The organism is Levilinea saccharolytica, from assembly GCF_001306035.1.
Lineage (GTDB): Bacteria > Chloroflexota > Anaerolineae > Anaerolineales > Anaerolineaceae > Levilinea > Levilinea saccharolytica.
In genome coordinates, this window is the sequence record NZ_LGCM01000047.1 from 63,804 (window position 1) to 78,406 (window position 14,603).

General features: G+C 53.2%; 9 protein-coding genes. All 9 read right to left on the reverse strand.

The annotated features are described in order from the left end of the window. Positions 1-147 precede the first annotated feature (147 nt). Complete coding sequence (locus ADN01_RS14385; protein ID WP_062417775.1) at positions 148-1,251, reverse strand: ADP-ribosylglycohydrolase family protein; 1,104 nt, start codon at positions 1,249-1,251, stop codon at positions 148-150. A 55-nt stretch (positions 1,252-1,306) separates the two neighbouring features. Continuing rightward, positions 1,307-1,870, reverse strand: a complete 564-nt coding sequence (locus tag ADN01_RS14390) for an NADAR family protein (protein ID WP_062417774.1) — start codon at positions 1,868-1,870, stop codon at positions 1,307-1,309. Positions 1,871-2,053: 183 nt separating this feature from the next. Next, entirely contained in the window at positions 2,054-2,674 is a 621-nt protein-coding gene (locus ADN01_RS14395) for a GIY-YIG nuclease family protein (protein WP_062417773.1), read from the reverse strand. A gap of 14 nt (positions 2,675-2,688) precedes the next feature. Then, positions 2,689-5,817 carry a site-specific DNA-methyltransferase gene (locus tag ADN01_RS14400; protein WP_075071222.1) on the reverse strand — a complete coding sequence of 1,043 codons (3,129 nt, stop codon included), beginning with the start codon at positions 5,815-5,817 and terminating at the stop codon, positions 2,689-2,691. 9 nt (positions 5,818-5,826) lie between these two features. Next, on the reverse strand, positions 5,827-7,452 hold the full coding sequence (locus tag ADN01_RS14405; RefSeq protein ID WP_062417771.1) for a GmrSD restriction endonuclease domain-containing protein: 1,626 nt from the start codon (positions 7,450-7,452) through the stop codon (positions 5,827-5,829). Between the two features lie 12 nt (positions 7,453-7,464). After that, on the reverse strand, positions 7,465-10,494 hold the full coding sequence (locus tag ADN01_RS14410) for a BPTD_3080 family restriction endonuclease (protein WP_062417770.1): 3,030 nt from the start codon (positions 10,492-10,494) through the stop codon (positions 7,465-7,467). A gap of 354 nt (positions 10,495-10,848) precedes the next feature. Next, positions 10,849-11,655, reverse strand: a complete 807-nt coding sequence (locus ADN01_RS14415) for a nucleotidyl transferase AbiEii/AbiGii toxin family protein (RefSeq protein WP_062417769.1) — start codon at positions 11,653-11,655, stop codon at positions 10,849-10,851. Further along, positions 11,652-12,290, reverse strand: coding sequence for a type IV toxin-antitoxin system AbiEi family antitoxin domain-containing protein (locus ADN01_RS14420; RefSeq protein ID WP_062417768.1), 639 nt, complete (start codon positions 12,288-12,290; stop codon positions 11,652-11,654). The genes ADN01_RS14415 and ADN01_RS14420 overlap by 4 nt, the downstream gene beginning before the upstream one ends. A 379-nt stretch (positions 12,291-12,669) precedes the next feature. Beyond that, positions 12,670-14,055, reverse strand: coding sequence for an IS110 family RNA-guided transposase (locus ADN01_RS14425; RefSeq protein ID WP_062417767.1), 1,386 nt, complete (start codon positions 14,053-14,055; stop codon positions 12,670-12,672). Positions 14,056-14,603: the final 548 nt, after the last annotated feature.

A 14,603-nucleotide genomic window follows, 5' to 3' on the forward strand; every position in this document is an offset into this window, starting at 1 on the left:
GGAACTTTCTGTCGTGTTTTTTCAGGGGCAGGGCCTGAGCCGCCAGGGCTTTAGTATCACCCAGGCTCCAACGGGTTGGATGGGCCGCGATATACGGATGAGTGCGCCGGTAGGCAGCTTCACCGCGGATGAAAAGTCAGCCACCCCCTATCCGTCCTCCCAGAACACCCGCCGGGCCTGGTCAATCAATTCGAAAACGCGCCCATCATCATCAGTTCCGGTTCGGCCCAAAAGCCCCTCGATCCAACGCGGCGGCAGCCCAGCTTTGCCGTGCAGTGCCCCCACCGCTGCCCCCACAATCGCAGCCACGGTATCATTGTCTTTGGTATCGTTGACAGCCCGAACCACAGCTTCCTCTGGGTCATGGCCGTAGCGCGCCAGGATGTACAACACGCATGGCATCGTTTCCAAAAGATAAGCGCCGGAATGCCATCTTTCGCAGGCCTCCAACGATGACGGATTCTCAGTGATCGCCTGGCGGACTTCCTGATCCACGAATTTCCATAAGGGCCCTCGGTAGGAATTTCCAGGAATCCGAGACGCGTATTCCGTCCGGCCCTCCAATGAACGGGCCGCCTCTGTAAATGTATCCAGCCACCACATGGGTTCAGGGATGTCTTTCCGCCGTAGACATTCCCACAGCAGGTGAATGAAAGCCACGCAGCAGGCGTTGGCGGCCGGGTCATTATGGGTGATCATGCCGGCAAGAGCGGCATCCGCCCACAGGGCGGCGGTGGGTTTTCGGAGATGTGGGATCAACACCGGGGCAATGCGCATCACCGTGCCGTTTCCCGCCGAGGGCTGCCCAGCCTGTACCCAGGTTTTCCCCTCGTTCTTATACGCCCAAATAAAATCCCGAACGGTGCTCCCGATCCCAAAAATTGTGTGCCGGGTAAATTCCTCCGCCACATGCTCCGGAAGGAGGCCGCCGTCCGCCAGCAAATTCTGGAGCGTCCAAAAGGTCATTTGTGTATCATCCGAGCAAACCCCCACCTGCCGGTAACCTGCATGGGGAGAGGGCAAATAATCGCGAATTTCCCCGTGGCGTTGAAAACGGACGTTGGGCAGCACCGCTTCTGTCGGATATCCCAAAGCATCCCCTACGGCCAGCCCCAGCAGCATGCCTTCCACCCGATCAAAATCCCAATCAACAGGCATCGGCGCTGGAGCGATGGAGAGAAACTGGGCGTTCGCCATCTTAATTTGATCCTGAGAAAGCAGCGCTTGCAGCAAGGCTGTGTTGTCGATCATCCAATCCCTCCTGGTTGATTTTGCTCCTGTTCGGTGGATCCATTTCCAGACACGCTCAGGATCTTTGCAGCTCCGATCGCACGCGCATGAGGGCAAACCCCAGCAAATTGAGGCCCCGCCACTTTTCTGGCTGCGAGGCGTTCGGGTCATCGGCTGACAAGCCAATCCCCCAGATCTGGTCATAAGGGCTGGCTTCCACCAAAACCTGCTCCCCCGTGCCCATCAAATATGCGTACAAATCAGCGTTTTGTTGAAATTTGGCTGTATTCCCCCGAACCACAATCTCCGTGCGATGGGCTTCCCAGACTGGGCCGTCAAAGCCCTTCACCAATCGCCCCAGCTTTTTCACCTTTTCAGGGCTGTCGGCCGCGAGAATCTCCCTGCGGATGTCCTCATCGCCAAACAGACGCGCCTTTTCAGCCATCATATAGTGTTCCGCCGTGGCGTAGGGGATGCCGTCCACACAGAAGGCAGCCGGCCACCATTGTGACAGGCATTCTTTGCCGATCGTCCCAGGGGCAGTGGGCTGATGGCTCCAAAAGAATAAAAAGTCTGGGCGATATCCCGCCCGGCACAGATGGATTAAGGTAGGGTAATCTAATATTTCGGTTGTTTTCATAAGAGTTCTTGCGCCTGTGGGGGACGATTCCCTTTTCTGCAGTCTCATCTACAAAGGGATGATCATTTTGGTATGTTAGGTCATGTCTTCTGATTGGGTTATGGTCACTTTAAGGATACTTCTAACTCAGCCCATTGGTTAAGACTCGATGTGTACAGAATACAAGTTACAACAGCTTGTTTTTCAAACCCGGCCTTTGAGTGATATATTCCAGACAGGCTGAACCATCTGTATCAGTCTTTTTTCGAGGTCATCCATCCTGGACAGGTCTTTCAATTCACTCAGAAACAATCTCATTTCAGCCCGGTGGCGGGTGACCAACGAATTGATATGGCAGTTCGTCGCCTGTCCATCCAAATAGCAATTCTTTGGGGAAATATTCCCGTATCCCTGGTTAATTCGTTTGCCGAAGGAGTCCCGGCTCTGCCCAATGTACACAATCGTTTCGCCAAGCGCATAGCAATACAGACCCTTACGCCCCAGCCACTCCGCATCCCGAAGATAAAATCGGCTGTAGGTTTCGTCCCCATAGCGGTTCAGAAACCTCTTGTAAACCCCGTCTCCTGCCTGCTTCCGTTCCAGCAGGAAGGTTCCCAATGGTTTTTCGATCGATTCAGGGTAACGGGCGCGTATCAGCGCTGCCAGCGATTGATATCTCGGCGCGCAAACCGTCTCGCCGAGCGTTTTTTTTAGCAACGCGAACCGATTGGCTTGGATCTCCGTATCGAAAATCAACCGCACCCGGCGAAATTCCAAATCACCAAGCTGAATTTCATCGAGGCTCATGCCGCTTGCGGTTTTCATTTGGGCCTTCCTGCCTACACCGCATACACCTTCAACACCTCATCCCCATAATGATTGATTACCTTCACCGCAATCTTGCCGGTCCTGGGCTTTTCAAAGGGATAGGATGTCGTCGCATACAGCGCGCTCCAGGCCGCCTCATCCACCTCGGCGCGCAGGGCGCGTTTGAGCTTTTCATACGGCTGGTCGGCGCCGGTGAAGTAGGCATGCCGCACAAAGAAGCTTTCGCCGTTGTAATCGGTGTCAATAAACCAGCAGGCAATGTCATCCGTTGAACTGGAGCGGATCTCGCCGGTAGTGGGATCGTAGATGTCCACCCCTTGGATCGTCACCGTCAACTTTCCGTCCGGCAGTTCTTTCACCTCCACATCCGGCTCGCCAAAGACCATGAACAGATTGCCCACACCGCTCTTTTTGAGCAGCAAATTGCCCATCTGCAGGTCGGGGTTGATGCGCGCCGGCAGGACGGTCAGTTTGCCGTAGCGGTGAATTTCTTCAGACACATGCGGGTCGAAAGCAAAGCCCAGCACCACCAGCAGGTCAAAGCCCACACCCTGCACGGCTTCTTTGGCCGCGTCCTTGATCAAATCTGGGCTGACCGTGCCGTGTTCCGGGCCAATGCACACCGCCACCCTGCGCACCACCCCCTCTCCTTTCGAAGAGGGCCGGGGTGAGCCGTCGCTCCCTCGCCCTGTGGGAGAGGGCTGGGGTGAGCCGTCGCTCCCTCGCCCTGTGGGAGAGGGCTGGGGTGAGCCGTCGCTCCCTCGCCCTGTGGGAGAGGGCTGGGGTGAGGGCGCTGTTCCCTCTCCCTTTGGGAGGGGGTTAGGGTGAGGGCTTGCTTCTTCATACTCCCCCACCGCGTGCAGCCAGGTTCCGGCGTACGGCTCCAGGCGGGTGAACCTGAGGCGCTCGCCCTTTTTGGTGTTTTCCACGCCCGCGGCGCGCAGGTTATCCAGGATCAGGGTTTCAAACCCGCCGGATGCGGCAGCCTGGTTTTGCCCCTCCTGCTCGGTTCTGGGGCGTTCTTCGTCGGTAGAAAGCACGCGGTGGGGTGAGAGGCTTTCCACGGTGAACGGCCCGGTGACGCGCACGCGCTTGTTATCTTCGTAGGGTTGGTCGTAGAGCAGTTCGGTATCCGCCCGGCGGGCAATGGAAGCGTCCATCTCCTGCTGGCGCTGACGGCGCAGCGCCCACCATTCCGCCAATAATTCAACCACTTTCTCCCTCTCCCCCTGGGAGAGGGGTGGGGTGAGGGGCTCCCTCTCCCCCTGGGAGAGGGGTGGGGTGAGGGGCTCCCTCTCCCCCTGGGAGAGGGATGGGGTGAGGGGCGCTTCCCGCGGGATCTGCCAATCTTCCCAGTGCTGGCCCAGCGCCTGGTTCAGCTTCTCGCGCAGCGGCTCCAGCTCTGCCTGCCACTTTTCGTGAATGGTATCAATCTCTTCGTTGTTGGCGATGGATTTCAGCGTGATGTGCGGCACGCGCTTATACACAAAGCCGCGGCGGATATCGCCCTCACCCTGCCCTCTCCCGGCAGGAGAAGGTTCTGCTCCCTTCTCCCCCAGGGACATTGTGCCCGCAGGGTAGAAGGGTTGGGGATGAGGGTCTAACTCCCGCTCTTTACGCTGCCCCTCCGGCGAATCCGCCAGCAGGTAATAGGGGTAGCGCCCGGCCATCAGGCGCGTGCGCGCCAGGGCCACCGCCACCCGGCTGGTGTCGATCGTGATCCAACGCCGCCCCCACTGCTCGGCCGCGTAGGCGGTGGTGCCGCTGCCGCAGGTGGGGTCCAGCACCAGGTCGCCCGGGTCGGTGGTCATTAATAAACAACGGCTGATAATATCTGGGGTTGTTTGTACAACGTAAATTTTTGCATATGACATTGCCGTTGCAAGCCAGAAGTTCGTAATTTTTTTATATGGGAAATCATCAAAAAATAGTCTATAGCTTAAACTTTTTCCTTCTACTTGAAGTCTGTTTGATTGGACAATCCTTTCAAGTTTTGGCCGATCAACAACCCAGGCACCTCTACTAGGCGGGTTATACTTATTGCCCTCGAATTCAAACTCAAAATCAGTCTGAGGGCTATAGGATGGTGCGATAGTAGAGAAAAGCCTATAGTAGTATGTATTTTTTGGGTGAAGTGGGCTTTGGAAATCTGTAACATCAATTTTCGTGTAAGAGCCATCAGGGAAAAGAGCATATGGCCCATGAGATGTAATTTGAGATACATCATTCTCTTCATACAACTGTCTGTACTTCAGCTGATCCTTATTCTTAGCATAGAAAAGGATATGATCGTGCATCGTTTCTAAATGTTTTGCACCTAATGGTAAGCTCTTTTTCCTAAAGATGATATTTGCAATAAAGTTTTCACTCCCAAACACCTCATCCAGGATAGAGGTGACAAGGTGACTGTTTTCTGAATTGATTTGCACGAAAAAACTTCCACTCTCTGTAAGAAGTTCTCTAACAACTACAAACCTATCACGAAGATAGGACAGGTATGAATGTATCCCCAGTTCCCAGGTATCGCGAAAGGCCTTAATCTGCTCCGGCTGGCGGGTCAGGTCTTCTTCCTTGCCGTCCTTCACATCCCGTTTGCGCGTGCTCACCTGCCAGTTCGAGCCAAACTTGATGCCGTAGGGCGGGTCCATGTAAATCATCTGCACCTTGCCCTTCAAGCCCTCCTTTTCCGCCAGGCTGGTCATCACCAGCAGGCTGTCGCCCAAAATCATGCGGTTGGTCCAGTTTTGCTCGTGATGGTAAAAATCCACCAGGTCTTCAAAGGCAATGTTGTTAAAATCCGCAAACAGCGCCATCTGCTGCTCTGCCCCTCCCCCGCCGGAAGAGGGCCGGCTGAGGGCCTGGGCGCGCACATTCTCGATAATCGCCTGCGGGCTGATCTTCTCCTGAATGTAAATCGGCACCGCCGGCACTTCCAGCGGCTGCTGATCCTGCTCATCCTTGCCCTTCCAAACCAATTGCGGGTCAAGCGAGGGGTCGCGCGGGTACAGGATGGTCTTTGGCGCCTTCTCTTCGTCAGCCACAAAGTCGCGCAGTTCCTCGGTGGGGATGTTGGCGCGTTTGTCGGCGTGGTGGGTGGCGGTAATGGGGGTGGGCGTGGAGGAGGGTGGTTTTTTCGGCATAGTTTCTCTTCACTCCATAACGGGGTATAAGCGGCTGTTCAGCTCATCCATCACTCTCTGACCGCGCATGTTTAAAAAGGTTTGATAATCGTTCTGCCAGATGCCAAATTGCTCCAGATCGTCAATCAGATGAGACCTCATCGTCTGCGCGAGGTGTTTATTGCGTTCCAGGAAAGGCTTCATATAGTCACTGGGTGCTTTATCACGGATCACCCGTTTATTCAAGAAGTCATCCACAATCGTAATGTTCAGCACACTGTTGGCCTGCCACGATGGAATCCCAATTCTGCCCAAATACGCCCTTGGAAAGAAGTGATGGTAATTCTTGCTGATCGAGGTTTTCAGCCAGGAATTATCCATCTTCACCAGGCTGTTATTGCTGAAGGAGCAGGGCTGCTGGTAAGCATACAGGCACAGCAGCGCTTTACAGAACGCATCCCCGGCGCTGAACCCGCGGTAGCGTAAGTCATCCATGCTCAGGCGAATTTCCTCCCCCTGATAATTGGGCTTCTCGTGCCGGAGAATGGCATTCACACGGTCAATGTCTTGGGCCACCTTGTTTTCCAGGCCAGAGGAATAGCGCGACCCCAGCGAAATCCACCAGAATAACTGCGAGAGCAGTTTTTCCTGAAGATGATCCGGGGGGTTGCCGTTGGTCTTGTAAAAGAAATAGGTGAAAGGGATTAACAATGGGTTATAAGGCAGCAGCCCGGAAACCGGAATCCGCAGGTAACTTCGGAAGAAATCCACCGCGCTGAAGATCGCATCCGTCACCTTTGGCCAGGTCTGGATAAACTGGTCCTTGTTCAATCTTAGAATATCTCTACGGCGTATTTGCCCGGTCAGGCAGGCGGAGACACATTGCAGCACCGTGGAAGCGGGGATGGTATCGTAACCGGCATCTTCCAGGTCTTTTCCGTTATTTTTGTTATCCATCAACCATTGATATCGTTCAGCCAGATCAAAATTCTGTTCCGAATCAAACGTCTTTGCCACCATGATTTCAAACAGCGTCAATTCCGTGCCCCCCGTGTTGATCCTGGTGAACACCTCACAGGCAATATCCAGCGGGTAGTTATTAATCACGATGGTCGAAAAGTCATAGGTGGTCAGGCGTTTCTTGTAAATATCAATTTTTTCAATATAGTCCATATGGTTTTGAATCAGATCCTTGAGATCGCTGGTTAACAGGTCGTGCACGGTGATGTAATGCACACCAGCCGGGGGGTCAACAGACACCACCTGTTCATCAGAATCCGGATCCAGATCCAGATTAATCGCGATATCTCCATAATTGATCTCCACCCCATCTTTGGTCAGGCGAACCCCCTTGCGGACCGCGTACAGCGACGTGATTCGCTGCTGCCCATCCAAAACATAAGAGATCGGCTCGCCCGAGGGAGGATCGGGCAGGTTGACGTTGCCAATATTCTTGACATGCCTCAATTCGTCCGTTGTTTTCCAAAAAATAAACGTACCAATGGGGAAGCCTTTGATGATACTGTCAATCAGTTTCGCGCTCTGTTCCTTCGACCAGACAAAGTCCCGTTGAAATTTCGGGATTTTGATCCTCCCAGAGTCGATATCGGCAAACAGGAAATCGTATTTTTTATTCTGATTTTCGGGCTGAAGCATGTCGTGTTCTCCTCAATCTCGCAGTAATGGCCCTACTCCATCGTTTCTTTGACCCTGCAAAAAACCCCTGATGATATTCTTTACATCCCACGGATCGGTCACTTCCAGAAAGGCCCATTTTCCAAACCCGCCGTGGTTGTTCACCGCCGGCACCCACAGGTTGCGCGCGGTGGCGGTTTTGGCGGCTTTTTCTTTCTTTTCCCGTCCACTCACCTCCAGGATCAGGTTCAGGGTTTCGCTGCCGGTCTGGATGCGCACAATAAAGTCGGGTTCGTAATCATGGGCTTCGCCGTTGAGGGTATAGGGAATCAAAAAGCCCAGGTTCTGGTTTTTGACATAGCACACCATCTCCGGCATCTCCTCCAGCGCCTGCGCCACCTTCTGCTCCCAGGTGCCGGTATCCGCCACCACGTGCGAAACGTGGCATTTGGCCGGGTCGGTCGTCCAGGTGGGCAGCACGGTGTCAAAATCTACAGTGCGGGTCGAGCCGATCGGGTCATACGGGCGCAGGATGGGACGCAGCAGCTTCTGCTCCGAGTGGGTGGCCGCAATCGAACGGTAGATGTGTTCCGCGGCTTCGTGCGCCAGTTCGGTCAGCAGCAGCATCTGCGAGAAGGTGTTGTCTTTGCAGATCACGCAGCTTTCGCGCCACTGCCGGGCGATCTTCAGCAGCTGCGGGAACAGCCAGGGGCGTGAATTGCCCTCGTCATCGCGGAAGAATTTTTCCAGCACCAGGCTGGCCAGGCGAAAATCAATCTCCTGTTCGCGCCGTTCTTTCAAACCGTAGAGGGTATGCAGTTTGCTTTCCCCCAAAATCGAAGCCATTTCGGTTGTGGTGGGCACGTTCTGGGTGGAAAGCACCATGCGAGCTTCCTTGCCAAACGCAGCAGAAAGCTGTTCGGATTGAATATCATACCGGTAGCCAGTCACGCGCGGGAAGGTGATCTCGCACATTTGGCGGCTTTCCAGCGCGCGCACATGCGTGACCCGCGCCGGTGGTTTGGGGTCGCGATTGGAGCCTGAGCAGGGAATAAAGGAGAACGGCACGCCGTAGACTTCGGCGTATTCCGGTTCATACGAGTCAAATTCAACCGTATGCCCATTCAGTTCCAGCCGTTGGCGGCTGACCGCATGGCTCATGCGCCGCAGCCCGCGCCCCACCACCTGCTCACAAAGCAGCTGCGTGCCAAAGGCGCGCACGCCCAGGATATGCGTCACCGTGCTGGCATCCCAGCCTTCCGTTAGCATCGAAACGGAGACCACGCACTTGATCTGCTCACCCAGGCGGCCGGGTTTGCCCACCGTGTTCATCACCTCGCGCAGCAGGTCTTCATCGGTAAGCGAATCCACGTCCCGCCCGGGAAAACGGGCTTGATATTCTTCTTTAAACCGTTCAATCTCGGTGGCAGCGATCTTTTTAAACTCATCGCTCAAAGCCTCACCGGATTCAAGCTGCTCGCTGTCCACCAGGATGGTGTTGGGGCGGGGCAGCCATGCGCCGCCGTTATTGTTGGTCAGCAGCGGTAATTTGCCAGGCACCAGCACGCTTGTCCCATCGGGAAGGGGCTTCTGCCATCCAGCGATGTAGTTGTACACCATGCGTGAGACATTCGTGTTGTTGCACACCACAATAAAGACCGGCGGAGTCAACCCTTTGGTGAGGGCATCGCCGTCCTGTTCCCACATGGCATAATAGCGGGCATAGTTGGCATACAGGCTTTGCAGCGCGCCTTCCAGTTCCACCGGCAGTTTAGGCTCTTCTTCCACCGCCTCGTTCTTACGGCCCTTTTTTGGCAGGTGCTCACGGATACGCGGCCAGATATCGCGATAGGTGGGCAGTTCGCCGGTCATGGAATCATCCGAGACCGGCACGCGCGGCACCTTCACGATGCCCGCTTCGATGGCATCAATCAGGGAGAAATCAGAGACCACCCAGGGGAAGAGCGTGCCTTCAGGGTAACCTGATCCGCGCAGGAAAAACGGCGTGGCTGAAAGATCATAGACGACTTTAACACCGATCTTGTTCTTGACCGCTTCCAGCCCGGAGATCCAGATGCGCGCCTGTTCCTCGCGCTTTTCGGCTTCCTTGCGCTCATCGCCCGATAGTTTTTCGTTGCCATCCTCGAGTTTATGGCGGTAACAGTGGTGCGCTTCATCGTTAATCACCACAATATTCTTCTTATTGCCCAACTCACGGCACGCCCGCCGCACCATCTGGTCAGGCGTTTCGGTGAAAGGGCTTTCTCCGCCCGCGGTCAGGATATCTTTGGTTAGTCTTCCAGCCGGGGTGCGTTCATGCAGCATGAAGGCATGGAAGTTGGTGATCACCATTTTGGCTTTCCCAAGTTCAGGGAGCAGATCCACCGGGACCAGGTCATGCTGACGGTAATAGTTGTTGGGGTCAGAAGGCAGCAGCACGCGCAGCCGGTCGCGAATGGTGATGCCCGGGGTACAGATCAGGAAGGCATCTGAAAAACGGTTATCCTGAGGGTTGGCCAGTTTATTCAGAGTCTGCCAGACGATCAACATGGCAATCACCAGAGTCTTGCCGCTGCCCGTGGCCATCTTGAATGCCATACGGAAAAGCAAAGGGTTGGCTTCCTGGTTTGCCTCTCTCAGGCTGTTTTCAATCCAGGCATCGCCATACTTACCCGCCACCTCAGTGATGTAAATCGCAGTTTCCATCGCCTCGATCTGGCAAAAGAACAGGCGGTGTTCGCGCTGGGGATTGGCCCAATACTCCAGCAGGCGGCGCGTGACGTTGGTAACCCCCTGATATTTCCCCAATCGCCAGATGGAAACGCGTTCACGAACGCGATTGATGAACTTATTCTCCTCCAGGCGATCCGCAGTCCATTCGGTATCGAAGGCGAGTTGTTTGGGGTTCTTCTTGCGGGGCTGCGGAATGGGAACAAAATAAGAACTGATCCGGCGAGATTCGATGATCTCATCGGTGATCCCCTCTTCTGAAAAACGGAAATGTCGTGCCGGCTCTTTAAATGGAGAGTTGATAACTGGGTTTTCGATGACAGCTTGTTTCATGAGAAGTTCCTATCTGGCCTGAACACCCCCAGCCCAAAAAAACCGCGGGAAAATGATTCGTTTACCAATTATATACTAGCCTTGCCCAAATGATCTAACCAAGATGAGAGCCGGGGGCTTATGTGAACAAGTCCAATTTATAAAAAGATGGTCACATCCACCCCGCATGGTCTTGCGGGCTATTAATCAAAATAAACCCTAGAATGCAAGCCTCCATTTATCTTAGGTGAAGACGCCGAATTTGTCAAAAAAGTATTCAGCCCAACCCTGGCGGCCATTCCCACCCTCATCACCCGCCCCGCTGTCCTGCTGGCGGAGCGTACCCACCCTGCATCATCAACGCTAGATTGAGGCTTACACGGTTAATATCCGTTCAAAATTTTCGAGTGACAATAAATTTAGGTTAAAACCCGGGGGAACAAATGGCCGCACATCTGCCGCAACCCCAGGCCAGTTCAGGGCTTGCAGCCTTTGCATCAGTTGTGATTTCCAATTCTCTTCTGTTAAGAGCCCACCTTGCCAATTTGTCTGGCTCAGAGCATTGTTTAAGTAAATCAAGTTCGGCTGCGGCCAGGTAGGATCACTCAGGTACCACAGCAAATCATAAATATCGCGTCCCTTCGTATAAGAGCGCTGAAAAACCGCATAAAGTTTGCCGGCCAGCAAGGATGCTTTATCGTGATGGTGAAGTTGAAGAACCACAAAACGCCTGACAACGCTGGTGGCTAAGCCTGCGCCCTGCGGCGGGTTAGTATCAACCTCAATTTTCACCGCCATCACCTCACTCTGCATAGAGGATAAACCCAGTTCGTAAAGCAGCCCAGGAAAGCGAATAAACGCACTGTTGACCGTTTTTTGATCCTTCACCTTTATCTCAATTGGATACCCTTCTGGATACAAATCGGTCTGGATGGATTTTAAGAAACCTCGGAAATCATAGGTGTGAGGATTCCCTTCTAGAGCAAAATCAAGATCCTCAGAATAGCGGCCGTGCGAAAAGAGGAACCGAAGGGCTGTTCCACCGTGAAACGCTAAAGGGATCATAGCTCCTGATTTTTGCAGGGATTCCAAGATTCGCGCCTGCAAATACTCCCGCGCCAGGTTTCTTCCATCCATCACTGTGGCCGATTGTCTCACCAGACTCGCCAAATACTCTTTCATAAATCCTCAAATTCCTCAGAATCTCGGGAGATCAACTGGAGCAGCAAGTTAGCTGCGTTTTGCATTTTTCTCGTATTATACTTTTTCGATAATTGTGTCAGGTATTCTGGATCCAGCTTTTCAAGGTTCTGTAACCGCAGTTCCTTCAGGTAGGTCCATAAATCGCCCCCCGGTTGGAAGTAAACCAGATCCAACAACGCTTTTTCTGGGTCAGCCACGAAAGCGCTTTGTCCGCCAAGATCGATCATCTGGTAACCAAACAACAGCTCTCTTTTGATATGCCGGAACTCAAAAGTTCCCAGAGCTGTCTCCAAACGCTCCGGCCTGTTAGTAGAAACGCTGGTCGTGATATTCATAACTTCGGGGATCAGACCGTAAAATGACAGCGTAGACTGAAGGCTGACATAAGATGCTTTTTGCAGAAAATTGGCGACCCGGAATGGGTGGGGTAGTTGCTTTTGAAACGGAGGAGCAATGGCATAGAGGCCTCTGCGAATCCGGCAAATTTTACCCGCTTTGACCCACCGAGAGAGCTGAATACGGATGAGGCGTGGATTGACATCTCCGGAGAGAAGCAAGGATGAGGTAAAGATCGGATCATCTCCGACCAGTTTTAGAAGCGCAGAAAATTTCATTGCATTATATTAGCATAACTGATAATATAATGCAATTCAAATGACTAACTAGAAATTACAACGCCCTTCATCGTGTGCGCGAACACAGGATACCGGGTCGTCACCGATTCCCTTTTTTGCAATCTCATCTTCGAAGGCATACTCTTTTGGGTGAGTCATTGGGTTCTCCTTCATAGATTTAGCGACCATATGGATACTCCTGACACACAGCTATTATTAAGATGTTCTAAATCATGTCAAGGGGGAACGATCCCAAATTACCCGAAAATGGAACAGGGAAACACATCCTCGATCGTGAGGAGCTTGAAACGATCGCGGTGACAGGCTACAATGAAATTGGGAAAGCTGCGAGAACGTGAGGAAGCGTCAGGCTTGCCTCTTACTCGACTCGACGGCTTTCCTTTTTTTGTTCATTTTTCTCGGCGGATCGTTGTGTTCTTTGTTGGCGATGAAGCTTGTTATTGCGCTCACGGATTTCTTTAGGCACCTGATAACGTTCTGCAATAATTTCCCGAGCTTGTTTGATCGAGACAGGCCGACCATCCACGTCGCGTAATTCGTATGGTTTGTCCTCACGCAGGACGACCAGCACGCGATCCAAAAGGTGAGTGGCGCATGTACAGACAGCCTGAATATGATGTTTCCCTTTGTGCACCATCTGGTCATAATACAGCGCCGCGAGCTGCGGATCCCATTGACGGGCTACCTCCGCATCCAAATATGCATACTTCTTGATCAAATCCGGTCCTGCCTTGGTGATATGCAAGCCTTTGGCCTCACTTCCCCCACTCTGGCGACTGTCAGGCACCAAGCCATGCCAACCGCGGAAGAGGCGATGATTGGCAAACCGGGCGGGGTTATCAATCCCGCTGGCGTAAACGGCCGCGCCATCCTGGCCCACCCCTTTGATTGTTTCCAGATTGCGACTGGGATGGATGTGTCGGTACAGCTTACGCACAGTCTTCAACCGCAGCGTATGACTGACCTCTTCAAGATAAACTAGCTGGGCCTGTTCGCGTAGCACTTTGCTTTGCAATTGCTCGAAATCCACAAACCGGCTGTCCGTGCCATACAACGCCAACACTCGCCCAGCTAAACTGACTAAAGCCGATACCCATTCTCCGGGATCCTCTGGGTCAATCCCGGATTGCCGCCAGGCTTGGCGCAATCGTTCTTCTCCGGTTGTCAATACCTGGATGGGCTGGTACCAGTGTTTTCGAAACCAGCGCGTGGCAGCGGCTTGAGGATCGCGAAAGACGAGTTCATCCAGACCCGGCCAAACGAACCGATCGATGGCCCGAATGCGATTCTTCAGGGCGGTCATTTCCTCTTCCAGTCGGTCAAGCTGTCGACAGCCGCGCTGACAAGCCAACGACTGCGCCGAGGGTAGCACCAACTCATGGATGTTCTCTCCATTGATCAGTGGTAGGCGAGCCAGCAACCGACAGTCAATCCGGTCACTCTTCGCATGTCGTTTGTAGAACCGTCGCAGATCCGCGACCTGTTGGGTGTTCACCAGGTACGATACCACGTTCGGCTGCCGTGCAAAATAGGCGGCGATAGGAAACCAGGCCATCCCAGTGGGCTCCATCACCACTTTGACTCTTTCCTGATCGTTCTGCCTGCGGGCCTGGATCAGTAACTGCTCCAAATCTCGTACATCGGTAGCGAATTCGATCACTTTGCTCACAAATCGCCCCGTTTCATCCGCGATCACTGCCTTGTGGGCACTTTTGACCGCCAAATCGATCCCTATGATCCGCATATCTTCCTCCTTGCCTTACTTTTGTTTCGGGAGGTGGTTGGTTGGCAGTTCCCCAAGACCTACTCTGTCTCACGCTGTACACGCACCCAGCCTTGTGACTCATCAGGGGCATGGATTACCATCCCCAATGTTCCTAATCGGGTCGCTTGGGGGAAGGCTGGCAGTCTTAACATAGGGGCAGCTTAGCTCCCCACGTCCATGGTTAGCCAACCTACTTCCTCCCAATTGTAGTGTACGTCCGTATTCGGTTTTTAATGTGCGATATCCCCTAACTCTCAATATACAAGGTCCTGAATTTACAGAAAGAATCTTACACTACTGCAAGGTTTTCTTCCCCAATTCTGTTATAAAATAAGAATGTTCGTATAATATTTGAACCTCTCATATTGATAGTGCAACCTTTTTTCTGTAAATTCGAGTCAGATAGTGCAACCTTTTTTCTGTAAATTCGAGTCAGAAATATCCATCGTTCTTTAACAATCGAATGACTTGCCAACGCAATAGTGCTTACCGATCTGCCACTCTTCTGAGATCTCCATCAGAAGGGC

Bases quoted from the DNA above. Each gene is read 5' to 3' on its own strand.
- ADN01_RS14385 (WP_062417775.1), bottom strand. From the start codon at position 1,251: ATGATCGACAACACAGCCTTGCTGCAAGCGCTGCTTTCTCAGGATCAA.
- ADN01_RS14390 (WP_062417774.1), bottom strand. From the start codon at position 1,870: ATGAAAACAACCGAAATATTAGATTACCCTACCTTAATCCATCTGTGC.
- ADN01_RS14395 (WP_062417773.1), bottom strand. From the start codon at position 2,674: ATGAAAACCGCAAGCGGCATGAGCCTCGATGAAATTCAGCTTGGTGAT.
- ADN01_RS14400 (WP_075071222.1), bottom strand. From the start codon at position 5,817: ATGCCGAAAAAACCACCCTCCTCCACGCCCACCCCCATTACCGCCACC.
- ADN01_RS14405 (WP_062417771.1), bottom strand. From the start codon at position 7,452: ATGCTTCAGCCCGAAAATCAGAATAAAAAATACGATTTCCTGTTTGCC.
- ADN01_RS14410 (WP_062417770.1), bottom strand. From the start codon at position 10,494: ATGAAACAAGCTGTCATCGAAAACCCAGTTATCAACTCTCCATTTAAA.
- ADN01_RS14415 (WP_062417769.1), bottom strand. From the start codon at position 11,655: ATGAAAGAGTATTTGGCGAGTCTGGTGAGACAATCGGCCACAGTGATG.
- ADN01_RS14420 (WP_062417768.1), bottom strand. From the start codon at position 12,290: ATGAAATTTTCTGCGCTTCTAAAACTGGTCGGAGATGATCCGATCTTT.
- ADN01_RS14425 (WP_062417767.1), bottom strand. From the start codon at position 14,055: ATGCGGATCATAGGGATCGATTTGGCGGTCAAAAGTGCCCACAAGGCA.